Origin of the sequence: Parabacteroides sp. AF18-52 (assembly GCF_003479145.1) — a bacterium.
GTDB lineage: Bacteria > Bacteroidota > Bacteroidia > Bacteroidales > Tannerellaceae > Parabacteroides > Parabacteroides faecis.
This window is the reverse complement of sequence record NZ_QUGR01000013.1, coordinates 49,949-75,736: the sequence shown is the minus strand read 5'-3', so window position 1 is coordinate 75,736 and position 25,788 is coordinate 49,949. Positions and strand designations below refer to the sequence as shown.

Genomic DNA, 25,788 nt, shown 5'->3' with positions numbered 1-25,788 from the left:
TAATCTTTGGTCAGTATTCTAACGTTTTGTATATTTGTGCACCATTCGAATTGTACGAATGATTTTTTTACATAAGCCTAATCGTCATCGAACTCCTACATCGACCAATAACAGGCTTTCAGACTTACTCATTGGGTTAGTGTATCTATGCCATAGGCGTAGAGCTGCACCATTGAGTAAGTAGGCTGTAGGAGGCCTAGATGACGTATGGCGGTAGCTCTACGTTTTTTTATCTAAGATTATGTAGTTTGTTGCTAACAGGATAATTTCATTAGTATAAACTATAAAAATCAGAGGAATGAGAAAAGAGTTATTTCTACTATTAATTTTTGCGTTGTTGCTTTCTTGTAATAACCAAGAGAAAAAGACATCCAGTAAATGTATTACTAATTCAAGTGGTTTGTATTGGATACAGTCGCAAATAGTGTTTGTTGAATATCCAAACGGAGAAGAAAAACCGTACTGGAGTGGACTATGGGTAACTGATGGGGAAACAGTTGAGGTTGAAACAGACCTTGATTATTTCTATGTTAAATTTTTGGATGAAGAGTATTATTATCGCCAAACAAAACTTATTCCTTTTATCAAAGGGAAAGGGACTGTTAAGTATGATGATATTTTAGAAGAGAAGGTACACCAATCACAATCTAATAAGTAAGAAAGGTGCATCATGGGTATTGACAGAAAAGCAGTAAGAGATTTAAAAATGTATATCTTTGCCATTTCTTGTTGGTTGCTAGTACTTTCTCCATTGTTTATTATGATATATTCATGCAACAGGGACAAGAAGGATGATAACAGATATGATGGTGCTTATTGGCGTTCGATCGAAAGAGAAAAGCAATTTAAGGATGCAGGGCTGGATGATTTTGCCAAAAGAGAAAAGAGAGAGAGAAGAAAAAAGCTACAAAACCGATAGCGTGATGTTGTGCATAGGCGCAATGTCGTAAGGGGACGTATCATCTTCACCCCCTTTTCTTGTCTCTCAATGTTGCTGTAAAGTCGTATGTAGTCACCTAAATAAAAACAAATGCACCAATTACAAACAGAACAACTACCGTAGCATACAAATTTCAAGAGATGATTATGAAAAAGAACACTATATCTATTTGAGGGAATGAATCAGAAAGGGTCAAAATTAATTTCTTGACCCTTTTCCGTTATCCAAGTTTAATGCAAAATATGCAGAAAATAATCGACGAAAAAAATTTTTAGGATCAGAAACGTATATATTACCAGTAGGCCAAGTACCCCTCCCCCCCCTTCACTGGAAAGTTCCTCGATCAGACAGCCATATAATAATCCTGCATATCCAGCCATTAAAACAGAAGCAAGCGTAATTCAATAACACCTGCATAACACTGCATGCAAAAAAAGCAGCTACTTATTCAGTAACTGCTTAATTTCGAAGGTGGTCCCACTTGGGCTTGAACCAAGGACTCCCTGATTATGAGTCAGGTGCTCTAACCAACTGAGCTATAGGACCGGTATTTCAGAGGGTTACTCTGAAATCGGGTGCAATATTACGACTTTTAATCGGATTTTGCAAGTATTCTATTAAAAACTTTACTTTTCAGAAGTTTCCTCACCACCAAACTCCATCAGATAAGCTTTAATGAACTCATCGATCTTACCATCCATGACGCCATTCACATCGGATGTCTGGTAATTTGTACGATGGTCTTTTACGCGGCGGTCATCGAAAACATAACTACGGATCTGTGATCCCCATTCGATCTTCTTCTTACCGGCCTCGATCTTTGCCTGCTCTGCTAAACGATGCTTCAATTCCTTATCGTACAAGATCGAACGCAACTGGCGCATCGCATTTTCACGGTTCTTCGGCTGGTCACGCGTTTCGGTATTTTCAATCAGAATCTCTTCCTCCTCACCTGTATAAGGATCTTTAAACTGATAGCGTAAGCGTACCCCTGATTCTACCTTATTTACGTTCTGTCCACCTGCACCGCCTGACCGGAAAGTATCCCATGAAATAGCAGCCGTTTCAACCTTTACTTCGATCGTATCATCCACTAGTGGAGTAACGAACACAGAAGCAAAAGAAGTCATTCGTTTACCCTGTGCATTATACGGAGAAACACGGACCAAACGATGTACACCATTCTCACTTTTCAGATAACCGAAAGCATAGTCGCCTTCAATATTAATAGTGACAGTCTTAATACCTGCTTCATCACCTTCCTGCAGGTTGGCAATAGATACTTTATAATTATGTGATTCTGCATAACGCAGATACATACGCATCAGCATAGAAGCCCAATCCTGACTTTCAGTTCCCCCTGCTCCGGAATTTATCTTGAGCACGCAACTCATCTGGTCGGCCTCATCACGAAGCATATTCCGGAATTCCAGGTTCTCTACCAACTCCAAAGCCTTGGCATAAGCAGAATCGACTTCTTCTTCAGTAATAACTTCTTCCTTTACATATTCATAAGACAACTGCAATTCCTCTGCTGCTGCATTCACCTCATTATAAAGTTCAATCCACTTTTTCAGCTCTCTTACTTTTTTCATCTGAGTTTCCGCCCGTTTGGCATCTTCCCAGAAACCAGGATCCTGCGTACGCAATTCTTCTTCTTCTAACTGGATGGTCTTACCATCTATGTCAAAGATACCCCCTCAGCGCTTGCTCGCGCTCCAACACGTTCTGTAGTTGGTCTGATGTTATCATACTCTTGTTCTTGTTTTAAATTTTGTGCAAAGATAAGAAATTAATCACCAGTTCACTCAGCATACATCGCTTCAATCTCATCTGCATATTTTTGCAGGACGACCGGACGACGTAATTTCAATGTATCTGTTAGTTCACGTCCCTCCATCGTAAACGGCTGGGGCAATAAAGTGAACCGCTTGATCTTTTCATACGAAGCCAGATTTTTCTGATGTTCTTCAATATGCGACTCTATGAGGCGAATTATTTCATAATTGGTCATAAGCTCCTCACGACTATTATAAACAATCCCTTTTTTCGCAGCATACTCTTCCAGAAGAGGATAAGACGGCACGATCAGAGCACTGACAAACTTACGCTGGTCACCGATAACGGCGATCTGCTCGATATATTTATCGCTACTCATTTCCATCTCGATAGCTTGCGGAGCTATATATTTCCCATTTGAAGTCTTATAAAGATCTTTAATACGTTCTGTAAAAAATAATACATTTCCTTCCAGGCGCCCGGCATCTCCCGTACGGAAAAAACCGTCTTCAGTAAAGGAACGGGCATTTTCTTCCGGTTTGTTGTAATAACCGGTAGTAACAGTCTTCCCTTTTACAAGGATTTCTCCGTTACTTTCATCGATCTTCACTTCCACCCCAGGCATTGTTTCGCCGATAGAACCGAACTGGAAACCTATTTCCGGATAGAAACAAACAGTAGCCGTCGTTTCACTCAAACCATAACCATATACTATCGGAATATTGACAGACTGTAAAAATTCATTGACAGTATCAGACAATGGCGCACCTGCAACCGGGAATAAACGACCTCTCTCGATACCCAGAACCTTTTTCAGGAGTGTAAATACCGTTTTATCATAAAATTCAAATTTGGCTTTCAGACATAATGGCGCCTTGACACCTTTATTCTTGTATTCCAAATTATATAAACGTCCGGTTTCAATTGCGTTCAGGAATATTTTCTTCAGGAAAGGTGACGAAGAGTTTATTTTCTCATGAACGCCGACATATACTTTTTCCCAAAAACGCGGCACATTACACATTAAAGTAGGATGAACCTCCGGTAATGTCTTTTGTATCATCTTCGGATCCTGGTTGATAGCGATCTTCACTCCTTTATGAAGACAATAGTAAGTCCATGCCTTCTCAAAAATATGAGTCAACGGAAGAAAACACATCGATAAATCTTTATCGTTTACCATCGGCAGACGAATATCATGGATACGCATCGCCTCCAAGTAATTAAAGTGATGAAGAACCACTCCTTTCGATTCACCGGTCGTACCTGACGTATACATTATAGTAGCAACATCGTCAGGATTTGCTTCGTTGGTACGGATCTTTACCGTCGTTTCTGCATGCGCATTATCACCCAAACGCAGGAAATCATCAAAATAAATGGAAGTCTTATCGTCTGGGTTCAGTTTAACGGCCGGATCAAAAACAATCAGACGCTTTAGCACAGTCGATTCTTTCTGTACTTTAAATGCATTGTTATACTGAAGTTGTTCACCGACAAACAAAATATGTATCTCCGCATCATTAATAATATACTCAATCTGCGCCGGAGAATTTGTAGCGTACATAGGAATCGAGATCACCCGGTTTCCATAAGCCCCGAAATCAGTAAACAAACACTGAGGCATGTTCTGAGAATAGATACCAATCTTCTCCTGCACCTCTATTCCAAACTCAGCCATTGCTTTGGCTGTAAGCATTACTTTCTCAGAAAACTCTCTCCACGAGATCTTCAACCATTTTCCGCTCGCATTATCGCGGTATTTTAAAGCTGTACGCGAACCATATTTTTCAGCCTGTCGGTGAATTAGCTCTGCATAGTGGTAATATACCATAATTCTTCGTTTTGAATTGATACAACAAAAGTACGGCTTTCCTACTGAATAGCAACACATTCCTTTCTTTTTTTACACACTATTGCACTTTTTGTGCAAAAAAACAGATTCGATAATGTAGTCTTTTACACAGAACAACAGATTTACAAGGCCAGATATCGGAACAGACTTTAATGGCTAACTAAATATATCTGTAAAGGGAAGGAAACGGCCTCATTCCGGTTGGTTCCTTCCCTCATCCATTTATTAATCAGGTTATTTATTTTCCTAATTATAATTTTTACTTATTAAAATGACCATCACAAACTTATTTGATCAATCCTTTTATAACATCCGGTTCTATTTCATAAGCAGGATCAAATTCTTCCGAGGACATATATTTTTCTATACTGTACCGAAATTGACGGGCAGAGAGCCGCTTATCCAAATTATGCATAATGTCGGCTCCACATACCATCATTTTCCCTTTTCCCATCTTAGTTTCGAAAAGTAAACCCAATTTCCGATTGGTAAACCAATCATCTATATGATGTACTAATGGTCTATAGTCCGCAGGAAAGTCATCCATTACAATCGCTGCACTTCCTGTTACTATATCCCACCATTGGTAGTCGCTATATCCGTCATTTGGGAAAGCATTAAAAACAGGATGTGTCGGATCACAATAGATACCAAGTGTATGCGGTGCTTGCTTTCCGGACCATGCCGTATTCCAGAAAATAGGAGAAAAACCGACCTTAATAGCTCCTCCTTTATCCTCCTTCAAAGCCATCTTCGATAAACAATACAATACGTTTCCCCCTGCTTTCACATGTGTTATCGCATCATTGAAATCAGAAGTTACATAAGGTTTTTCCGACGGTAGATCCAATAGGGAAGGATATACCCAAAAGTTCCATCGATTACAAACCTTTGTTCCTGCAACCCTTACAGTAAGGGTTAGTTTTGAAGGTTCTTTGATTTCAGACAACTGGAATTCCACCGATGAAATAGGAATACAATTATCCTGTTGAAGATCCTTAATGGCTTTTCCGGAAACCAGTACTTTTTTAGAAGCATCAGTGATATCCCATTCAATAGAGGCATTTTTTAACGGCTGCTTATCAAAATAGGACATTTCAAGAGAAGCCCTGAACACTTCATTATTACTCCAGATCATTTGACTCATCCGCGCCAATGGAACGATACGGTTACAGAACATGCTGTATTCTTTACCATCGACATATCCCTTTGGATCCCAAAATGCATCGAGAACTCCGACCAGAGCCGAGCCCTGTCCCGGAAAATCATGGAGATCGAGTAACTGAAATCCACCGAAACCGGGTGTCCGCAGAGCAGCTTCTATCTCTTCCTTGTAACAAAGAGTCTGTAATCGCCCGGAAGCAAACAGGAACTTCTCTGCTAAATCGCCCAGATGATGATCTTCCAAAGTTTCCTGGAAAATTTCAAAATTCCGGGCTTTCAACAGACCTGTATATTTAGGTATTTCTTTAAAATTCGGATAGACACACCATTGTCCGATCTCGTGACTTACGCTTGGCATAGGTGCGACACGAGCAGTAGCCTCCCTGTAATCAAAATCCGACCTTGGCGCTTCCCTATTGATAATGCTATTCAGTTCGCCACCGAAAATCCCAAAATTGAGACGTGGATCATAGGCACTCCAAAAATCCGAATTTGGCGTGTATGGCCATCCGGCTCCTGCTATATAAATCCGGCGTTTATCTTTGGATTTCCAATGATCTACAAAACTTGACAGATATTCGACCTGCTTCCCTCCAGCCGGTTCATTTCCATATGTCAGTACACAGAAAGACGGATGATTTCCAAACTCTTTAACGATTCGTTCACTTTCCTCCATAAACCACTTGTCTGCAGGCCCTCCGTCACCGACTAATCCCCAACCACCAGCTTCTACTTGCAGATAAATACCTTCACGGTCTGCCACTTCAAAAGCGACTCGTGGTGGACACCAGGAATGGAAACGCACATGGTTCAACCCAAATTCCTTACAGCGTCTATATATCTTTCCCCAATAGGCAGTATCCATTGATGCGTATCCTGTTAACGGAAAGATTGCGCACTCAAGGGTTCCCCTAAGAAACACAGGAGTTCCATTGATACTAAAACGCGTTCCGTCTACTTTGAACTCCCGCATACCGAAAGTAGTATTTTTCACTTCTTTCCCTTCCTCTGTATTTATCTCTACCGAAAGTTGATACAGGTTAGGCTCAAATTCAGACCAGGTAAGCATGTCATCTCCCATATCCAGCGTACAACTGAATTGCAGATTTTTACAATCAACCAAAGCATTAACAGGAGTCAACTCTTTTACGACTTCACTGTTGAAACTTTTTCCTTTGACTTGGATTTGTGCAGATTTTCCTGCAGACGTTCCTGCAAACGAAACAACGACTTTAGCTTTTTGACCTTTTACATCGGGATAAACCTGTATGTTATCAATATGAAATGTCGGACGTGCCGTAAGGGTAATATTTCCCACGATACCATTCCAGTTACTTTGGGTATGGTCCGAAACACTGTGGGCATTGATTCCTATTGGGATATTCAACCTATTGTCGACACGGATGCTTAACAGCAGTTTTCCTGTTTTATTTATCATATAGCGATGCGGTGTCTGCAATGCGTTATTATCGCCCACCTTCTCACCGTTCACAAATAAGGTAGTTTCCCAATGCGTACGTTCCAATTCTAATTCGACGTACTTTTTCTCCCATGAAGAAGGGACTTGAACTTCACACTGGTACCAAGCTACTCCTACATAATGTTTGTCCGGTTGTAACCAGAAAGGTATTTTGATATTACCCGGTTGGCGATACTTTTCGTATGTGTCGCTCGTATACCACGATCGGTCAGCGATTTGTCCTGTCCACGGCGTGTTAATGTCAACGTCATTTCCGAACCCCTGTTCCTGCAACGAGCCGGGTAGTTTAATCTTTTCTGCCAATGGATTCTCATACCACTTTTCAGTAATACCAACATCATTGGAATCTAAAGCGAAAAACCATTCGCCCGACAGATCGATCTGCTGCGTTGATTTATTGCTGCATGAGCAAAATATCACACAGATGATGAATAATAAAAATCTGTTGTTCATGCGATTCTTTTTATCATGTGTACGAATCAGTAGTCGAGATCATTTCTTGTCAAGTAAATAGGGATAATATTTTTTTATCAAAGAAGTTGCTTCAGGAGAAAGTTCTTTAATTGGCCTGGGTTTATCCTGAGGTCGGCTCTGTTTCTGGTTAATTTCACCAAGCAAGCTCCATTTACGGGTCATATCCTTCGGTTCTGAAGCTTTCAGGGTGTAGTTAGTGAAATCGATCACATTTTCCCTTCCATTTCTTTGCCAATCTCTTGTTATAGCCAGTCGGAAATCTTTATTCATAAACCAGCTTATCTTTAAATTATAGTCGGAACCACCGATACCCGAACCTTTCTGTTCGAAGCGATAATTGAAAGAATTATCTTTGTAATGTTCCCGCCATAACAGACCGAATTCTCCCTGGGTGATGAACTTTACATCAGGCCAATTTCTTTTTATTTCATTAAGCCAGTCCTTTAGTCCGGATACATCTATAGGCAATGACAATTCCCAACAGTTAGTAACCCACGCAAAACCATTCAACTCGAACCCTCTATCATAATGCATGGCTGTCGTATGCATCATCTGGGTAAGTCCAACGAGTTTCCCGTAAGTGTACAACGTCTCTATCGGACCGACTCCCATACGGCTGTTAAATCCATCGGCAAAACCATCTCTGCGAGCTGCAAGAAAATCCATTGTCCAACCATCCAGATTTACACAATCAATAAAGTCATCTTTACCCTGTGCCGGTTTACAGAAATGCTCTTTTGATGGATAAAAAGGGTAAGAGACAGCTCCGTCACCGTCCTGATTATCAATAGAGAACTGACTCCATATATTACCCTGACAAACATGTATACCTTCCTTCTCTGCCAAATATTGCTGATTTTCGGCAGCCATAAATCCTGCAAGAACACTTTTAGGGCGAAATCCATTACCAACTATTTCGCTCACCTTAGCCAAACCTTCATGCAAATCTTTATTCACCTGTTCTCTGGTGTTATACGCATTCGCAAAATAGGCTCCTGGAATGAATGTTACATCATCCCCGTATTTATAATGATATTCGGCTACCAATTTCCTGATCTTTTTATAATTATCCGACATATCGTGCAATGCGAGCCAACTGAAAGCCCAAGTAATTCTGGCTTCCGGAAATTCTGACGAAATGGCTTCGCGAAAAGCAATAACTCTTTCCGGAGTATGCATGGAACGCTCATCTAAACCTTCATTTCTATCACGGGATACTTCTATCTGGTTGACACGAATGATAGTATTGAACGTTAGAAAACGATTACCCATTAATTTATCTGGGGATGACAACGGTGATTGTCCTTGTACCGGGACGGAGATACTTGTACAAATCAAAAGAATAATTACGAAAATCTGTTTCATTTTTTTTATTTAAGTGATTCATATTGTTTATATATAACCGTGGGCCTATAACCCACGGTTATTAATCCTTAGTGGATATCATTTAATACCAACCGGGATTATTGGGTTTCAGATTAGGATTGATAATAAGCTGGGATAATGGTAATGGATAATAGTAATGTTTAGGGTCTTCAAATCTTCTGTTAGCCTGTTGTTCCACAATCAAAAAACCGTCTTCATCCACCAAACCCGGATTACCTTGATTCAATGCCTCCAACTCTTCATACTCAGTTCCCCGGTAATTAATACCTTTAATCGGCTGTTCCAATTCCTCTTTAGCTGTTTTCCAACGGCGGATATCATCGCGACGAAAACCTTCGAACGCCAATTCTATGGTTCTTTCACGACGAATTTCCGTTTGCATGTCCAGGCCGTTAGCCATTACAAACGCATTTGTGAGCCGAGGCATTTCCACGCCTTTACGACCACGTACCACGTTGATGGTTTGATTTAACAGATCATCGCTGATTCTACCGTCTTTTTCAAAAGTTGCTTCAGCCAGTACAAGCAGCACTTCTGCATAACGGAAAATATGATAATCATATTCTGCTTTATCCGATCCAGCGATTATTTCACCCATAAATTTCCATAATTTATAGCCTGTACGTGTTTCCGGGCGTATAGTAAAGCCAGGTGAACAGGTAAGGCCATGCTGCTCATTATTGTCATAAGTACGTCCGGGTATAATAAATGTTTGTGCCATACGCGGGTCACGATCTGCAAATTCGTCTTCGATCTTTTTATAACCTTTAAAACCTGAGTTCGGATTGTTTATAGGCAACCCGGTACTTTTACACAAATACATTTCTGCTAATTTCTTGGTTGGTGTCCCCCACCATCCCCAGGCAATTTGACTGGCAGTCCCATGTGTACGGATGTCTTTATAATAACGGTTTGACAATATATCCTCCTGCGAATTATCTCCGGCATCGATGAACAAGTATCGGTAACTATTATCGCCCGAGCCTTCATACAAGGCATATTGTCCGCTTGTTCTTATTTGTTCCGCAGCAGTGATTGCCTGATCGAGCAACTGCTGGTAATCCTGACGGTGCTGATGGTATTTTGCCCAGGTACCGGCGAACAATGCTACTCGTGCTTTCAACGCTAATGCAGCTCCCTGTGTTATCCTTCCGTTTTCCTCAGCTTTCAGTTCCTTCTGAAGCGGTAGTTCCCTATAAATGGCTTCCAGTTCCGACAAGATAAAATCTTCGACTTCCGTCTGTGAATTCCTTTTAGCCGTTAGTTCTTCCGAGTCTACGGTAAGTACCCTTTTAATAATAGGAACCGAATTAAACTTTCTCATAAGAAGCCAGTGGTGATAAGCTCTGAAAAAACGAGCTTCGGCAACATAACGTTCTATTTCCTTTGGATCTCCGGAATAGGATTCCGCTTTCTCAATAATCATATTGCTTTGACGAAGATATGCATACAAATTATTCCAATCGTTATCATTTTCAGATGCGATCCACGAACCGTTACTTACATCGTTATATCCCAATCCGAAAGCAATATCACTATCACAATCCGTTTTTCCCGACGAGAAAGTTTCCATTGAAGAGTCATAGAGATTATTCAACTCTAACACAAAATCATTAGGTGTTTTCCAGAACAAAGGGTCTGACAGATCGTCCTTTGGTGTCAGATCCATATCCTGACAACTCGAAAAACTCAGAAGAATACAAGATATTATAATTAAATATTTCATGACTTTTTGTTTTAAAAGATAACATTGATACCAAATGATAAATTACGAGTGAAAGGATAGGAATTCGCTCCTCCATCACTCTCCGGATCCCATCCGCCCGGAACATTATGAATTTCAAACAAGTCTTCGCCGCTGAAATAGAATCTTACTTTTTCGATTTTTATCTTTTCAGTAATTTTTCCAGGGATAGTATAACCCACCTGTAGATTTTTCAGCCTCATATATGCTGCATTATGCTTAGTATTCGAAGAATATTGATAATTATAATACCGTTTATCCTGAAGAGTAATAGCAGGATACCTGGCATCAGTACGTTCTGGTGTCCACGTTTTACCATACCAATATTCGAGAGGATCCCAGAACCACTCCTGAAATGGCAATCGAGCTGAACCTTCCAGGAAAGTAGTACGCTTGGCAACTCCTTGCAGGAAGAAACCCAAATCAAAACCTTTGTATGAAGCATTAAAATTGAATCCGAAACTGTAACGGGGATTTCTATCTCCTAAATAGACAGCATCGCCCGATCCCGGAGTACCATCTCCCGAAATCGACAATATACCGTCCCCATCCAGATCCTTATACATGGCATCACCTACCTGGATATTACCAGGAATACCTCCTTTGGAAAAACGGGCTTTATATTCAGCCAACTGCGCTTCGTTCTGAATAATACCATCAAACATATAACCCAGATACGAGTCCAGCGGATAACCATTGAGATACCCATTATCTTTATAGTTCAATCCTAAAGCGGGATTATCCTTTCCTCCCTTTTCCACGATTTTATTTCTCGCATCACTTAAACTGGCTCTTATTGAATAATCAAACTCTCCGATCTTATCTCTCCAACCCAATACGACTTCCCAACCTTTTATTTCGAGGCGTCCGTTATTAGTGGCCGGCGCATCCGTTCCCAATACGGTTGGATAGGTGATGGGGATCAACATATTCTTATTCGTTTTCCAGAAATAGTCGAACGATCCATACAAGCGGTTCTGCAATATACCGAAGTCCATACCGATGTCGGTAGATACGATAGTTTCCCATGTACGTGTGGTCGATACCATATTACCGGGTTTGGCCAATTGTCCTTTCGTTCCGTCTCCGAACGGATAGTTTTTAGCACCTTCGATTTTGACAAGTTGGATGTAATCATAATAACCGATACCCGACTGGTTCCCCATCTCACCATACGAAGCACGCAATTTCAAATCATCGAATATGTTCGCTTCCTTTATGAATTTTTCTTCACTCAAACGCCACGCAGCTGATACTCCGGGGAAATACCCCCAACGATAACCTTTCGCAAAACGAGAACTGGCATCAGCACGTAGTACACCATCGATGATATATTTGTCGGCAAAAGTGTAACTCAATCTAGAAAATACGGAATTAATCGTCCATGCATACCCTTCGCTTAATGCTTGTTGGTTTTCAGTACTTCCCAAAGGCAGTGACATTATTTCCTGTTGTGTGTAATTGATACGCTGGGCTGAAAATTTATCAAAATCAGTCGATTCGTTAGCAGCCCCCACCATTATCCCGATATCATGTAATTCACGAAACCTTTTTTTATACTCAGCATATAAAGTAAAATTCTTATACAATGTCTTTTGATACCGACGCTGATTCCAGTTAGGAAAATATGTGCCACGCATTATTTCGTTGTCCCAGTCCCGTACATATACTATCTTATTTTCCTCATTTTCATCACCATCGTTTTTACTTACTATGGCCCGGCCAATAAGATTCAAGCCGTCGATCACTTCCCATTTCAGACTGTTATTAAAAGTAAAGTTACCAGTTGTTTTAGTTGTATTCCCATGTTCTTCTGCAGCCTGTGCAGGATTAGTGTAACCCTGGAAAGTATAATAACCACCTGCCGGATTGTACATAGGTTGCCAGCAACGAGCTTTATACATCAGTTCCCATAAATTATCAGTGCCCTGGTTAATACCACTTGAAACCAGCCTGTCGCTTGCTCCGTAAGAAAGGTTTAATTCGTAATCAAGCCCTTTTACAATCTGAATATTCGATTTGGCCCGTATAAAATAGCGGTCTTCTTTGTCTACACCGAATTTGGGCAACCCCTGTTCATTCTGGTAAGCCAACGAAATCATATAAGAATATTTATCACCACCTCCTGTGAGATTTAAGTTATAATTCTGGAGATGGCCGTTACCGACAGTCAGGTCGCGCCAGTTCTGGGACTTATACCATTTTGGATAAGCTCCCCATATACCATTGAGAACAACCTGGTCACTAGCTGCAGCAATCAAAGGAAGGTCTTCAGCGGAATACTCCGGCGTCCAGGAACCGTCGGTAATCTCCAGCCCCATAGAGGCATATTGATACAGATTGACTGTCTTTTTCATCAAAGCCGGTGTTTTCACAGAATAAAATGCGTCTAACGTCACTTTCAACGGTTGATTTTTCTTTCCGCTTTTAGTAGTAATAAGTATTACGCCATCCGCGGCACGTGCTCCATAGATGGCAGCTGTACCATCCTTCAGTACCGATACGGATTCAATATCGGCAGGATTGATCAAATCCAAATCACCTTCTGCACCGTCAATCAGCATTAACGGTTTCCCGTCATTAAGCGAAGATATATCACGAATACGTATTTTAGCCGTGCTACCCGGAGCCCCACTACTTCGGGTAATAGTTAAACCGGGAACCTGACCTTGCAAAGCTGTCGTCGCATTTTGTACGGGACGGGATTGGAAGGTAGTTGCGTCGGCTGTAGAAACTCCTCCTGTCAGATTCGTCCTTTTGGTCGTACCATAACCAACTACTACAACTTCATTCAATTGCAGCATGTCTTCCTGTAGAGTTACATTTATTGTACTTTTATTACCTACATTGATCTCTTGGGGAACAAATCCCAGAAAAGCAAATTGTAGGATTGCTTTATTATCAGGAACGCTTAATGAATAATTACCATCCAAATCTGTAACCGAACCTTGCTTAGTTCCCTTAACCGAGATGGTGACTCCTAATAAAGGTTCTCCTCTGTTATCAACAACTTTACCCTTTATTATCTTTTCATTTTGCTCTACACCACTTGTATTCACCTGAGATGTTTTATTGGCAGATAAAACGATATAGGAACCTTCCACTTCATATCTTAAGTCTGTCCCATCTAAAAGCTTATGTAAAGTCTCTGATATGGATTTTTCTTTCACATCAATTGAAACCTTTTTATTCACGTTGATATTCTTGTTGTAGACAAACAGAAAATCAGATTGTTTTTCTATTTCACTAAAGATCTGTTCCAACTGAACATTGTTCTTTTTAATTGTGAAGAGCACATTTTGAGAATGAATTTTTTCTGCAAACAGACAGAAAACGGGTACGAATAATAACAAAGTAGTAATTCGCATAATATTAAAAAAGTGTTTACTGCGTGGCCATTTTTGCAAATGAGCCTCCGACAAAGAATTTTTATTCATATCTTTGTAATTCTTGAGATTAATACAGTTAATAATAATTGTGTTAGTCGATGCCGATAAGTGTTGGCCCACTTGTCGGCATTTTCTTAAGGTCAATAAAGCAGTTCTTATATCATAGGCATCTTGTTTTTAAGTTTCTACTATTTTATATAAATCACTGAATCGTCTGTATTCTTTCTGAAAGTATACGGAGCTTCTTTCTGTAATATCTTAAGTGCATTATCTATTCCGTCCGAGACCCTGAACTTACCGGTAAAGCCATATTCCAGCCATCTGTCATTTTCAATAACGATCTTCACCCCGTAGCATTTTTCAAAACGATGCATCAATTGTTCAAACCCAACATCTTTAAAGCAAACCAACCCGTCCCGCCATCGGTAATAGTCATAATCTGTTATATCTTTAGCTATGAGTTTTCCGTTCTTGAAAACAACCAGTTGATCGGGAGATAATATGAGCGAATTTTTATCTTGCTTGTTGTCCGATACTTTCACAGATCCCTCCATCAAAGCTGTAGAGAAGTCTTTAGAATCGGCATAGTCTTCAACATTGAACTTGGTACCTAATACTTCTATGGAACATTTATTTGTATGGACAATAAAAGGTTGCTGGGCGTTATGGCTCACTTCAAAATAAGCTTCACCATTTAATCTGATTTCTCTTTTTGATTTTGAAAACACACCGGGATATTGTATTTCAGTTCTTGCGTTCATCCACACTTTCGTTCCGTCCGGTAAAGTCAGGTTAGCTCGTTGTCCCGAAGGGACAGTAATGGTATGCAGTGCATCTCCTCCTTCACTTCTCTGTAAGAAAAACAATCCAGTGGTAACGGTTATGGCAATGACAGCGGCAATCTTACCTAGTTCGCGAAGTATGGTTTTATATCGGAATGTCGTTTTACCTTGCTTTCTGCTATCTTTAACAAGATCTTCTTTTTCCCGAAGTTTTCCCGACAAGATCATAGCAGCAAAAAATTCGCGTTCGGCAACAAGCTTCTCTCTATTTTCCTGAGATTCTTCCAACCATTGTTCGATTTCTTTTTTTTCAGCCGTTGTAGCACGCCTGTCAAAAAATTTATATAGAATTTCTTTATCCATTGCTTTTCATGTGTATATAATAAAAACAGATAAAGTCGGGGTATCCCTAACGAAAAAATAAACTTTTTAAAAAAGTTTCAACAGAAGAAGAAATCCCGGAAAATAATCTTTCAAGGCTATCCGGAGAACCTTCAATGCTTTTGTTATATGAAACTCAATACTTTTAGTGGATAATCCCATTTGTTCAGCTATTTCCTTATGACTCAGATTGTCATAACGGCTTTTCATAAAGATAATGCGTGTCTGCTCGGGGAGAGTGATTAAAGTTTCATCAACGATCTTTTGGATTTCATCGGAAAATATCTTTCCCGGATTTATGGCCTCCAATGTTGATATATGCAAATTCAACTCCCAGGTATCACTCGCCTGAATATAAGATTCAGCTTCTTCCCGTGTTCGTTGGTGTTGCAGGTAATTTAAACATTTATTCTTTATTACAGTGAGAATGTATGCACGAATATTAGAATCCGGAGCCAGCTTACTTCTGTTTTCCCAGTAATTCATCAGACTTTCCAACACAATATCTTCAGCAGCCATTTGATCCCCAATAAAGGAATAGGCAAAATAGATAAACCCTTTCTTGTAATTGGAAAGCAGGTCGGCAAACTCTTGTATTTCTGATTTATCGCTCATGGTTTTCTCCTAAGAAACTGTTCAATTTCATGTTATCCGATTATAACACATTAAATAACTATCCAACGCACCTAATAGATTAACAACAGATTGCAATATTAAATATAATTGGCGACAATCGCAAACGAAATCCATGCTATTCCCTATCTCATCTTATAGTGGCACGAGAGATGTTAAAATAGAATAAATATAGTAGTATGTATTGCATGGTACATAGGCAATACATATATTTGCAACATAAAATAATAAAAGATGAATGCAGAGAACGTAAAATCACAGATGAGGAAAGGGACACTGGAATATTGTATCCTCTTACTTCTCAAAAAAGAACCGGCTTACACCTCTGACATTATTCAGAAGTTACAGGAAGCAAAACTGATTGTAGTAGAAGGTACACTATATCCTCTCTTAACCCGGTTAAAGAACAGTGAGTTGTTAAGTTATCAGTGGATAGAATCGACTCAGGGGCCGCCCCGCAAGTATTATCAACTCACTCCAAAGGGAGAAGAATTTCTTGGAGAACTGGAAAACTCGTGGCAGGAACTAAATGATACAATAAACCACATTAGGAACAATTAAAATTTGAAGACAATGAAGAAGACGCTTACAGTTAATTTGGGAGGAACAGTTTTCCACATTGACGAAGATGCATACCAGCTGTTGGATAAATATCTTTCTAATTTACGTATACATTTCCGTAAAGAGGAAGGATCCGAAGAGATCATGAATGATTTCGAAATGCGCATTTCCGAATTGTTCGGCGAACGTGTACGTTTAGGACATGAAGTGATCACGATCGAACATGTGGAAGAAGTGATCAATCGCATGGGGAAACCGGAAGAGATTTTTGAAGAGGAAGAAACTGAAGAAGAAAAAGAGAACGCTAAAAAACGCGTTTTCCAGGAACAGGTTATCACCGGCAAGAAGAAACTGATGCGTGATCCGGACAACCGTGTAATCGGTGGTGTTGCCGCAGGTATCGCCGCCTATATGGGCTGGGACACTACTGCTGTCAGATTAGCCATGATCTTGTTGTTGTTCATCCCGTTCGTGCACTGGATGGCTCTGCTGTACATTATACTCTGGATGGTTATGCCAGTAGCAAGAACAGCAGCCGACCGTCTGATCATGCGAGGAAAGAGTGTCACACTCGAAACGATTGGACAAACAGTCACAGACGGTTTCGAAAAAGTATCCAGTAATGTAAATGATTATATCAGTTCTGACAAACCTCGAAATTTTTTTCAGAAACTAGCTGATCTGTTTGTTACAGTATTCGGCTTCCTACTAAAATTCGGAGCTGTCTTAGCCGGAATTATCCTGCTACCTCCTCTTTTGCTCATCGTTTTTATATTGTTCATTGTGACTGTAGCCTTAGTCGGAGGCGGAGCAAGCGTTTTATATCAGCTTTCACCTTTCGGATGGGATCTGTATAGCGGAGTACCTGTTTACATGGCTGTAATCGGCTGTATCGGCGTAATTTTATTAATAGGTATTCCTGCAATCGCATTACTTTATGCAGTATGCGGACAACTATTCAATTTAAAACCATTACCCACCTCAGCCAAATGGACATTGTTAGTTTTATGGTTAATCGCAGTTGCAGGATGTATCATTTATTTTGTAAACGTAGGATTACCTGCACTCAGCCCATACCTCTGGCATAACACCTACTCAATACATATATAAAAGATTAGATAAAAAACTTGTTTATAATTTGTGTGTTTAAAAAAAGAAGGCCGCTCTGTCTCAGAGGGGCCTTTCTTCTAAGGTTAACAAATTTATGAGTAAAAACCACTAATGAATCATTTAAAAAACCACTATCACTGCCGTTTTGAGACTTGCAGTAATAGTGGTTACAAATATAGGTATAATTTTCAATAAAAAAAGACTTTATCGAATTATTTGTAAGCTTTTCTTATCAAGGCAGCAACCTCCGCCAACTCATCCTGAGTTATTGTCATTTTTTCTCCACCAAAATACATATCCGATTCCTTGGTTATAGGGATTAGATGAATATGTGCATGAGGCACTTCCAACCCCATCACAGCTACCCCTACACGCTTACAGGGGATAACTGCTTCCTGAGCACGCGCCACACGTTTGGCAAAGACCATCATTCGCCCTAGCAATGGGTCTTCCAAGTCAAAAATATAGTCTGTTTCCTGCTTCGGAATAACCAATGTATGACCTTTTGCGACTGGATTTATATCCAAGAAGGCAAAGAATTCTTCGTCTTCCGCAACCTTATGGCAAGGTATTTCACCTGCCACTATTCTACTGAATATTGTTGCCATATCTTATTGTATTAAATTGAAATTTCCATAACTTCAAAGGTCATCAATCCGGATGGGACTTTGATTTCCACCACGTCACCGACCTTCTTTCCCATCAGCCCTTTGGCGATCGGAGTACTGACAGCGATCTTACCTTCTTTCAGGTTCGCTTCAGAGTCAGAAACCAATGTATATGTCATTACAGCATTATTTTTCGTATTCTTGATCTTTACCTTGTTCAGAATCTGAATTTCATTTGTCTGAACACGTGATTCATCAATCAGACGTGCATTAGAAATCAGACCTTTCAACTGGGCCAGCTTCGCTTCCATGATACCTTGAGCCTCCTTTGCTGCATCATATTCTGCATTTTCAGACAAGTCACCCTTATCTCTGGCTTCAGCAATCTGGGCAGAAATTTCGGGACGCTTCACGGTTTCCAAATAGTTGATTTCAGCTAAAATCTTGTTGTAGCCGTCTTCTGTCATATAACTAACAGCCATATTAATTCCTCCTAATTATTGATTTTTAAATTAATGTTTATTACTACATAATAAAAAAAGAATCCCGACCAGAACATGGCCGGAACTCCTCTTTCTCTTTATTTAAGACAATGCAAAGATAAGACATCTTTTCAAGATGCACAAACCAGCGCAAGTGCTTTACAACATATAAATCTGATTGTTAGCGTACTACACTAAAGTACTGCTTTTACATCCGCTTCCAGGTTTTTCACATCATCCACCCGTTTCACCAGATTACCTTTACGGTCAAGGATAAAGATAGCAGGTAATTGCTTTACATTATACAGCCCTGCGATCTGGGAATAAACCGACTGCGGATCCCGCACAGCCACCCAGGGAAGATTGGATGCGGCATTCTTCCAGAAATGGACATCAGAGTCAAGCGATACCTGATAGACATCCAATCCCTGACCATGATATTTCGTATATAATTCACCTAAGGCCATATTCAGTGCCGGAGACCACTCAGCCTGGTAAGCCGTAAAATTAATGATCACAGGTTTCCCTTCCGCTACAGAAGATAGTTTTACTACTTCCCCTTTCAGATTCGGCAATTCGATATCCAAGAAACTCACCTCGGTCGTTTTCACGTCATCCAAATTTACCGGACGTTGTGCACGAAGAACCTTCATAGACTGTAATGTCAGGTTATAAAGATGTTTCGAACGCGGACTTCCGGGATAAAAATGATCGTAGCTGGTAGCTACCGCTCCATAAGCCTTCACATCGTCTCTGTCGTACAGATCAAAGAACAGCAATCCGTCAATCTGCTGGAACAACGCATAATAAGCTGCTGTCGACATCGGAGCCGAATAGATGTACTTACGGGCCACATCCTTGTAAGCTTCAGCCGTTTCTATTAATCTTGCACGGTAAGTCGTATCTGCGATATGTTTATCTTCATATTCTTTGCGCAAACGTCCGATCGCCTGGTTAGCATCAAGCTGAGCCAGTGTAATCGCTTTGATCGCCTTGCAGTTCTCCGATCCTTCCACCGAATAAGAAGTGGCGAATGTTCCCGCATCGGCAGCAAAAGTGATCGTCTCGACCGAATCGATCGCAAAATTGATCTTCTGATTATTCAGTCGCAAACGATAGAAATCCGGAAAGTCCGGACGTTTATGAGTGAATTTGAACTTACCTGCAGCTGTGAGCTTGACAGAATCCAACAATTCAACATTCGATATACCGACATTTTCCAAATACATGGTCTGGCCGTCAGCGCCGGATACAACCCCTTTCACAGTAAAATCAGAAGTGTTGTTGCATGCCGTAAACAACAGCATACTTATTCCGAAAAGAACCAGTAGTCGTGCAGATATTTGTTTCATCCTAATTTCCTTTACAATGTTCGTAATTCCGATGCAAATATACATTATTTTACAATTGTGGCACTATTATTCGTAAAATCTTCCCTTTATTTTTATAAAAAAGGGCTTTTCTGATGTTTTTTATTTTCATTTTCATGTGTTTACAGGTAAACTTTCATTACATTTGCACCAATTTTTACAGATAGAAAAATAAGAAAGAAGATTATGCTTAATCCAATTAACAAGACGATCGAGTTGGCTGATGGAAGAACCATCACCATCGAGACCGGGAAATTGGCTAAACAGGCGGACGGTGCGGTTACCGTTCGTATGGGCAACACTGTGTTGCTGGCTACTGTTTGTGCCGCTAAAGATGCAAATCCCGGTGTTGACTTCATGCCGCTGCAAGTTGAATACAAAGAAAAGTACTCCGCATTTGGCCGTTTTCCCGGAGGTTTTACAAAAAGAGAAGGAAAGGCTTCAGATTATGAAATCCTGACATCGCGCCTCGTTGACCGCGCGTTGCGTCCGTTATTTCCGGACAATTACCACGCAGAAGTATATGTAAACGTTATATTATTCTCTGCTGACGGCGAAGATATGCCGGATGCTTTGGCTGGTTTAGCAGCATCAGCTGCTTTAGCTGTTTCCGATATACCTTTCAACGGACCGATCTCTGAAGTTCGCGTAGCACGTGTCGACGGTAAATTTATTATTAACCCGACATTCTCTGAATTGGAAAAAGCAGATATCGACATGATGGTTGCTGCGACGATCGACAATATCATGATGGTTGAAGGCGAAATGTCTGAAGTACAGGAAGCAGACATGCTGGAAGCAATCAAAGTCGCTCACGAAGCGATTAAAGCACAGTGCCAGGCTCAGCTCGAGCTGTCGGAAGCTTGCGGCAAACTCGTTAAACGTGAATATTGCCACGAAGAAAACGACGAAGAACTGCGCAAAGACGTACACGATAAATGTTTCGCAAAAGCATACGCTGTTGCCACATCAGGCACAGACAAACACCAGCGCTTCGATGCTTTCCAGGCAATCGTCGACGAATATAAAGCTAACTTCTCTGAAGAAGAGTTGGAAGCCAAAGCTGAAATGATCGGCCGTTACTACCACGATGTAGAAAAAGAAGCCATGCGCCGTGCTATCCTTGACGAAGGAAAGCGTCTGGACGGTCGTAAGACTACTGAAATCCGTCCGATCTGGATCGAAACGGATTATCTTCCGGGACCTCACGGATCTGCAGTCTTCACACGCGGCGAAACTCAGTCACTGACAACTGTTACACTCGGAACCAAAGCCGACGAAAAGATGGTTGACGACGTACTGAACCACAGCAAAGAACGTTTCCTATTACATTATAATTTTCCTCCGTTCTCTACAGGTGAAGCTAAAGCATCACGTGGCGTAGGACGTCGCGAAGTAGGTCATGGTAACCTGGCTCACCGCGCTTTGAAGCGCATGATCCCGGATAATTATCCTTATGTTATACGCGTGATCTCTGATATTCTGGAATCAAACGGTTCTTCTTCTATGGCTACTGTTTGTGCCGGTACACTGGCATTGAGAGATGCCGGCGTTCCGATGAAAAAACCGGTATCAGGTATCGCAATGGGTCTTATCTCTGAGAACAAAGGTCAGAACTATGCTATCCTGTCGGATATCTTAGGAGACGAAGACCACCTAGGAGATATGGACTTCAAGGTAACAGGTACAGCAGACGGTATCACTGCCACTCAGATGGATATCAAGGTAGACGGTTTATCATACGAAATCCTTGAAAACGCACTGGCTCAGGCAAGAGAAGGCCGTATGCATATCTTAGGAAAGATCATGGAAGCTCAGCCGGAAACACGTGCTGAACTGAAACCGCATGCTCCGCGTATCGAATCGATGACGATCGGTAAAGAGTTCATCGGTGCAGTGATCGGCCCGGGTGGAAAGATCATCCAGGGTATTCAGGAAAAGACTGGTGCTGTTATCACGATCGAAGAAGTTGACGGTGTAGGTAAGATCGAAATCTCCGGAACAAACAAAGATACGATTGATGCTGCTATCAGAGCGATCAAGGGTATCGTTGCCGTTCCTGAAATCGGCGAAGTATACGAAGGAAAGATATCTTCTATCATGCCTTACGGTGCATTCGTTGAATTTATGCCGGGCAAAGACGGTCTGTTGCACATCTCTGAAATCGACTGGGCTCGTCTGGAAACAGTAGAACAGGCAGGTTTGAAAGAAGGCGACACTATTCAGGTGAAACTGGTAGACATCGATGCAAAGACCGGTAAGTTCAAACTTTCTCGCAAAGTGTTACTACCGAAGCCGGAAGGTTACGAAGAACGTCCGCCGAGACCCGAAAGAGGTCCGAGACCGGAACGTGGTGATCGCGGAGACCGTGGTCCTCGTCAGGATCGTGGTGACCGTGGAGATCGCGGAGACCGTCGTAACGATCGTTATTAATAAACGACTTTCTTATACATTATATATAAAAAGGGTGTGCCAAATATGGCACACCCTTTTCAATTTTTATCAGACGACAGGTTGTTCCTAAAACACTTTATATTTCATCCGGCCATGGGCAGGGTTTGCCAGTATTTTTAAAAATCGGACGTTGTGCATCTGTGCTACGCAGGTAAGCACCTAGCTCTTTAGACAACCTTTTAACGATGTCAGGATATTGAACAGCAACATCGTTCTTCTCACCAATATCAGCCGGAACATTAAACAGTTCTTTTTCACCCGTTTCATAGTAATACACTAATTTCCAATCATCTTTGCGGATAGAACAGTCTAAGTTGATACCAGGACCGTCGTTGCCCCAGATATTAGGAAAATTCCAAACTAAAGCACGGTTTCGTGAGGGATCGCCTGTACCAGTGAGCAACGGCACAAAACTTATACCATCCAGCGGCTGTGTCGTCTTGTATTCCTTTACCTCCGCTATTTCAAGTAACGTGGGGTAAAAGTCTTCAATCATCAAGTATTTGTCACATTTACTTCCTTGCTTGACCACACCTGGCCAACTGATAATCATGGGTTCACGAATCCCTCCCTCATAAAGAGAACCCTTACCACTATTCAGTGGAAAGTTTTGTGTATGTAGTTCTCCATCGCGCCAGGCAGGTTCAGAGGCTAAACCTCCATTATCGCTCATAAAAATAACCACAGTGTTGTCTGCCTCGCCATTCTGCTCCAGCCAATCCATCAAGTCACCTAAACTTTTATCCATACCTTCGATCAATGAAGCATAAGCCGCTTCCTTGTCAGTCAGCCCTTTACGAACATATTTACCAAAAAAGCGGTCATCTTTGTCGACAGGAATATGGATGGCATAGTGAGACATATAGAGATAGAAAGGCTGATTATACTTTTTAGCTTTATCGAGAGCCTTGATGGCTTCGAGAGTAAGCGCTTCAGTGGCGAATATACCCGTTCCCCAATAATTCTCCAATCCGGGAATAGCCATTAGCGAGAAAGGCTTTCCGTCACGTGTGTGTCCATAATTCCGTTCGCTCAGATAGGTGGCAAGGCCACCGGCTGCATGTCCGGCAATGTTTACTTCAAATCCCCAATGCATCGGGTTTTCGCCCGGTGTATCGATGGCACCGAAGTGTGCTTTACCACAGTGGATGGTGTGGTAACCGTTTTGCCTCAACAATTCTACAAAAGAAGTGCCGACGAAAGTATTGTTAATGCCTTCCACCTGGCTTACTCCATTATAGTTCCAGTCCGGTAGTTCGAGGGTAGAGCTGGTGCGGTCGGTGGTTTTGTCGCGTTCGAGTGTCCAGTTGGTAACGCGGTGACGAGCGTTGTTCACACCAGTAATAAGGCTACAACGAGTTGCAGAACTGATATTGCAGGCATAAGCCTGGGTAAACATCATCCCCTTACGCGCCAGACGTTCCATGTTAGGAGTTTCATAAGCCTCATTGTAGCGGGTCTTCCGTGTCCAGAAAGGCAACGAAGTGTCTTGCCACCCCATATCGTCCACCATGAACAAAATGATATTCGGACGCTTTTCGGGTTGCCCGGCAGGAGTTTTCTTCTGCGCATATGTAGAAGTCCCGGTAATAGAAACCAGAACAAACGATAAGAATATGTTTTTGTACATAAATATCTATTTTAGAATTTCATAAACAGAACAAAATGTCATTGTTATACCAGTTTGGCCAGACTATTCAGCACCTTCATATCCTGGATTCTGCCCTAACTGATTATTAGATTCACGTTGTCGTAAGGGAATAGGGTAAAGAACATGATAAGGCTGTGCATTCTTTCCACGTGCCTGAGCATTGGTTATAAACTTACCGTGGCGAATGAGATCTTCCCTTCTCAATCCTTCAGAAAAGAATTCGCGACCACGTTCAGCCAGGATAAAATCGCGCAGAAGCTCCCTGGTTGGGTAATCCTTCAGCACTATCTCTTCCGTCTTTGCACGTTTTCTAATCTGGTTGACAAGGTCTACACTTTCCTGACTGGGACCTTGTTGTTCATTGAGCGCTTCAGCTTTACACAATAGTATATCTGCATAGCGGATGTAGACGATGTCATTACCGTTGTTTTCACCTATAGCGTTGGGGTCGGGCCAATATTTGAAACTTCGCACATTGTCAAGAGCCTGGCCATTCTCGTCTCGGCACAACTCTACTTCATTACCGCTCTCGTTGATATAATGTGCGACAAAAGATTCGAGACGAACGTCATTTCCCGCAAAGGTTTCATAAAAAGCGGTATAGGTACGAAACTGTGCACCGAAGTTTATCCAGTTGGACTGGATAGGATAATTAGGCGGGAAAGCATGTGCCATATAATTGTTCTGGAAACCGGACTGGGCGATACAAGGTGCGCGATAAATATATTCTTTATTGCCTTCCCCCTCTATGGAAAACATCTTTTTGTAGTCGCTGTATAACGAATAATAGTTCAGATCGATAATTTTCTGAGCAGTACTTGCGGCATTCACCCAGTCTTTTTCGTGCATGTAGAGCTTAGTCAAAACAGCCAAGGCACTCCCTTTGGAAGCTTTGCCGATAGGATTTTCTTCGATGGGCAGGTTCTCAATCGCAAAGGTAAGGTCTGCCACAAGATAGTTTACAAACTGTTCCCGGGAAGCACGCGGTGTAGATTTACCTATCTCTTCTATCTCGTCGGGCGACGCATTTTTAGGAAGTTCGATAATCGGCGTTGTTCCAAAAAGGTTGTATAAAAAGTAGTAGGAGACAGCTCGGATGAAACGCGCTTCGCCTTGAGTGCGTTTCAGATTTTCTTCGGGAACCCCCGTAAGCCCGTCAACAACATTGAGAACAGAGTTAGCACTGGCAATAGCTTCGTACATCTTTCCCCAAAAACTGTTGAGTATAGAATTATCCACCGCCCAGGTGAAATTAATAAAGGGAATGGCATCGCGTTCCAAACCACCGCCTGTTTCAAAAGCAATATCTGTAGGGAACTCATTCATCAGGAAAGTATAATTCCTGCTTGCGTATTCAATTATACGAGACCTTGCATAAGCACCTGCCAACAAGGCATCTACTCCGTCCTGGTCTTTCAGAAGTTCGGAGGGATCATATTCTGTATAGACTTTTTCTTCAAGAAAACCATTACAACTTGTTACGCCGGTTAGTATCAGTGCAAAGATTGCGGCATAGATATATCTGTTCATTTTCATAATGCAATA

Annotated in this window: 18 protein-coding genes and 1 tRNA gene; 5 read left to right on the top strand and 14 right to left on the bottom strand. The window is 41.3% G+C overall.

Translation table 11 applies throughout. The features are described from left to right. Positions 1-298 precede the first annotated feature (298 nt). Together DWX23_RS18895 and DWX23_RS18890 are read left to right on the top strand one after the other, a co-directional pair. Positions 299-658: a hypothetical protein gene (locus DWX23_RS18895; protein ID WP_122375592.1), complete on the top strand. Its 360-nt coding sequence runs from the start codon at positions 299-301 to the stop codon at positions 656-658. Between the two features lie 12 nt (positions 659-670). Then, complete coding sequence (locus DWX23_RS18890; RefSeq protein ID WP_122375591.1) at positions 671-919, top strand: hypothetical protein; 249 nt, start codon at positions 671-673, stop codon at positions 917-919. 493 nt (positions 920-1,412) lie between these two features. Here the strand turns inward: DWX23_RS18890 and DWX23_RS18885 are convergent. From DWX23_RS18885 to DWX23_RS18845, 9 genes are all read right to left on the bottom strand, one after another. Further along, positions 1,413-1,486 (bottom strand) — tRNA-Ile (locus tag DWX23_RS18885). A gap of 80 nt (positions 1,487-1,566) precedes the next feature. Then, positions 1,567-2,692, bottom strand: a protein-coding gene (gene prfB, locus DWX23_RS18880; protein ID WP_122356055.1) for a peptide chain release factor 2 whose coding sequence is annotated in 2 segments (ribosomal slippage) — positions 1,567-2,628 and positions 2,630-2,692 — 1,125 coding nt in all. Because the reading frame shifts where the segments join, the coding sequence is not laid out codon by codon here. Positions 2,693-2,744: 52 nt separating this feature from the next. Continuing rightward, positions 2,745-4,553 carry a long-chain fatty acid--CoA ligase gene (locus tag DWX23_RS18875; RefSeq protein WP_122375590.1) on the bottom strand — a complete coding sequence of 603 codons (1,809 nt, stop codon included), beginning with the start codon at positions 4,551-4,553 and terminating at the stop codon, positions 2,745-2,747. A gap of 307 nt (positions 4,554-4,860) precedes the next feature. Next, positions 4,861-7,671, bottom strand: coding sequence for a sugar-binding domain-containing protein (locus DWX23_RS18870; RefSeq protein WP_122375589.1), 2,811 nt, complete (start codon positions 7,669-7,671; stop codon positions 4,861-4,863). 39 nt (positions 7,672-7,710) lie between these two features. Then, positions 7,711-9,057, bottom strand: a complete 1,347-nt coding sequence (locus tag DWX23_RS18865; protein ID WP_122375588.1) for a DUF3863 domain-containing protein — start codon at positions 9,055-9,057, stop codon at positions 7,711-7,713. 82 nt (positions 9,058-9,139) lie between these two features. Beyond that, positions 9,140-10,804, bottom strand: a complete 1,665-nt coding sequence (locus DWX23_RS18860) for a RagB/SusD family nutrient uptake outer membrane protein (RefSeq protein ID WP_122375587.1) — start codon at positions 10,802-10,804, stop codon at positions 9,140-9,142. A gap of 11 nt (positions 10,805-10,815) precedes the next feature. Next, on the bottom strand, positions 10,816-14,085 hold the full coding sequence (locus tag DWX23_RS18855; protein ID WP_229801141.1) for a TonB-dependent receptor: 3,270 nt from the start codon (positions 14,083-14,085) through the stop codon (positions 10,816-10,818). A 314-nt stretch (positions 14,086-14,399) separates the two neighbouring features. Further along, entirely contained in the window at positions 14,400-15,356 is a 957-nt protein-coding gene (locus tag DWX23_RS18850) for a FecR family protein (protein WP_122375585.1), read from the bottom strand. Between the two features lie 66 nt (positions 15,357-15,422). After that, positions 15,423-15,989: an RNA polymerase sigma-70 factor gene (locus DWX23_RS18845; protein WP_122375584.1), complete on the bottom strand. Its 567-nt coding sequence runs from the start codon at positions 15,987-15,989 to the stop codon at positions 15,423-15,425. 252 nt (positions 15,990-16,241) lie between these two features. Between DWX23_RS18845 and DWX23_RS18840 the strand changes: the two genes are divergently transcribed. Both DWX23_RS18840 and DWX23_RS18835 read left to right on the top strand, forming a co-directional pair. Beyond that, the gene (locus tag DWX23_RS18840; protein ID WP_122356051.1) at positions 16,242-16,568 is read left to right on the top strand and encodes a PadR family transcriptional regulator; all 327 of its coding nucleotides are present in this window, start codon (positions 16,242-16,244) and stop codon (positions 16,566-16,568) included. Between the two features lie 12 nt (positions 16,569-16,580). Beyond that, positions 16,581-17,678, top strand: a complete 1,098-nt coding sequence (locus DWX23_RS18835) for a PspC domain-containing protein (protein ID WP_122356049.1) — start codon at positions 16,581-16,583, stop codon at positions 17,676-17,678. Positions 17,679-17,890: 212 nt separating this feature from the next. Here the strand turns inward: DWX23_RS18835 and DWX23_RS18830 are convergent, their stop codons facing one another. From DWX23_RS18830 to DWX23_RS18820, 3 genes are all read right to left on the bottom strand, one after another. After that, on the bottom strand, positions 17,891-18,286 hold the full coding sequence (locus DWX23_RS18830) for an HIT family protein (RefSeq protein WP_122375583.1): 396 nt from the start codon (positions 18,284-18,286) through the stop codon (positions 17,891-17,893). 11 nt (positions 18,287-18,297) lie between these two features. Continuing rightward, complete coding sequence (greA, locus tag DWX23_RS18825; RefSeq protein ID WP_122356045.1) at positions 18,298-18,768, bottom strand: transcription elongation factor GreA; 471 nt, start codon at positions 18,766-18,768, stop codon at positions 18,298-18,300. A 194-nt stretch (positions 18,769-18,962) separates the two neighbouring features. Next, positions 18,963-20,120 (bottom strand): TlpA disulfide reductase family protein, encoded by a 1,158-nt coding sequence (locus tag DWX23_RS18820; RefSeq protein ID WP_122356122.1) that lies wholly within the window; start codon positions 20,118-20,120, stop codon positions 18,963-18,965. A gap of 204 nt (positions 20,121-20,324) precedes the next feature. On the opposite strand from DWX23_RS18820, the gene pnp reads away from it, so the two are divergent. Beyond that, a complete protein-coding gene (pnp, locus tag DWX23_RS18815) occupies positions 20,325-22,571 on the top strand; it encodes a polyribonucleotide nucleotidyltransferase (RefSeq protein WP_122375582.1) in 2,247 nt (748 codons plus the stop codon). 97 nt (positions 22,572-22,668) lie between these two features. Here the strand turns inward: pnp and DWX23_RS18810 are convergent, their stop codons facing one another. Then, complete coding sequence (locus DWX23_RS18810; protein ID WP_122375581.1) at positions 22,669-24,222, bottom strand: sulfatase; 1,554 nt, start codon at positions 24,220-24,222, stop codon at positions 22,669-22,671. A 63-nt stretch (positions 24,223-24,285) separates the two neighbouring features. Next, positions 24,286-25,779, bottom strand: a complete 1,494-nt coding sequence (locus DWX23_RS18805) for a RagB/SusD family nutrient uptake outer membrane protein (protein WP_122375580.1) — start codon at positions 25,777-25,779, stop codon at positions 24,286-24,288. Between the last annotated feature and the right edge of the window lie 9 nt (positions 25,780-25,788).

Excerpts from the sequence above, each read along its gene's own strand:
- DWX23_RS18895 (WP_122375592.1), top strand. The coding sequence starts at position 299 with ATGAGAAAAGAGTTATTTCTACTATTAATTTTTGCGTTGTTGCTTTCT.
- DWX23_RS18890 (WP_122375591.1), top strand. The coding sequence starts at position 671 with ATGGGTATTGACAGAAAAGCAGTAAGAGATTTAAAAATGTATATCTTT.
- DWX23_RS18875 (WP_122375590.1), bottom strand. The coding sequence starts at position 4,553 with ATGGTATATTACCACTATGCAGAGCTAATTCACCGACAGGCTGAAAAA.
- DWX23_RS18870 (WP_122375589.1), bottom strand. The coding sequence starts at position 7,671 with ATGAACAACAGATTTTTATTATTCATCATCTGTGTGATATTTTGCTCA.
- DWX23_RS18865 (WP_122375588.1), bottom strand. The coding sequence starts at position 9,057 with ATGAAACAGATTTTCGTAATTATTCTTTTGATTTGTACAAGTATCTCC.
- DWX23_RS18860 (WP_122375587.1), bottom strand. The coding sequence starts at position 10,804 with ATGAAATATTTAATTATAATATCTTGTATTCTTCTGAGTTTTTCGAGT.
- DWX23_RS18850 (WP_122375585.1), bottom strand. The coding sequence starts at position 15,356 with ATGGATAAAGAAATTCTATATAAATTTTTTGACAGGCGTGCTACAACG.
- DWX23_RS18845 (WP_122375584.1), bottom strand. The coding sequence starts at position 15,989 with ATGAGCGATAAATCAGAAATACAAGAGTTTGCCGACCTGCTTTCCAAT.
- DWX23_RS18840 (WP_122356051.1), top strand. The coding sequence starts at position 16,242 with ATGAATGCAGAGAACGTAAAATCACAGATGAGGAAAGGGACACTGGAA.
- DWX23_RS18835 (WP_122356049.1), top strand. The coding sequence starts at position 16,581 with ATGAAGAAGACGCTTACAGTTAATTTGGGAGGAACAGTTTTCCACATT.
- DWX23_RS18830 (WP_122375583.1), bottom strand. The coding sequence starts at position 18,286 with ATGGCAACAATATTCAGTAGAATAGTGGCAGGTGAAATACCTTGCCAT.
- greA (WP_122356045.1), bottom strand. The coding sequence starts at position 18,768 with ATGGCTGTTAGTTATATGACAGAAGACGGCTACAACAAGATTTTAGCT.
- DWX23_RS18820 (WP_122356122.1), bottom strand. The coding sequence starts at position 20,120 with ATGAAACAAATATCTGCACGACTACTGGTTCTTTTCGGAATAAGTATG.
- pnp (WP_122375582.1), top strand. The coding sequence starts at position 20,325 with ATGCTTAATCCAATTAACAAGACGATCGAGTTGGCTGATGGAAGAACC.
- DWX23_RS18810 (WP_122375581.1), bottom strand. The coding sequence starts at position 24,222 with ATGTACAAAAACATATTCTTATCGTTTGTTCTGGTTTCTATTACCGGG.
- DWX23_RS18805 (WP_122375580.1), bottom strand. The coding sequence starts at position 25,779 with ATGAAAATGAACAGATATATCTATGCCGCAATCTTTGCACTGATACTA.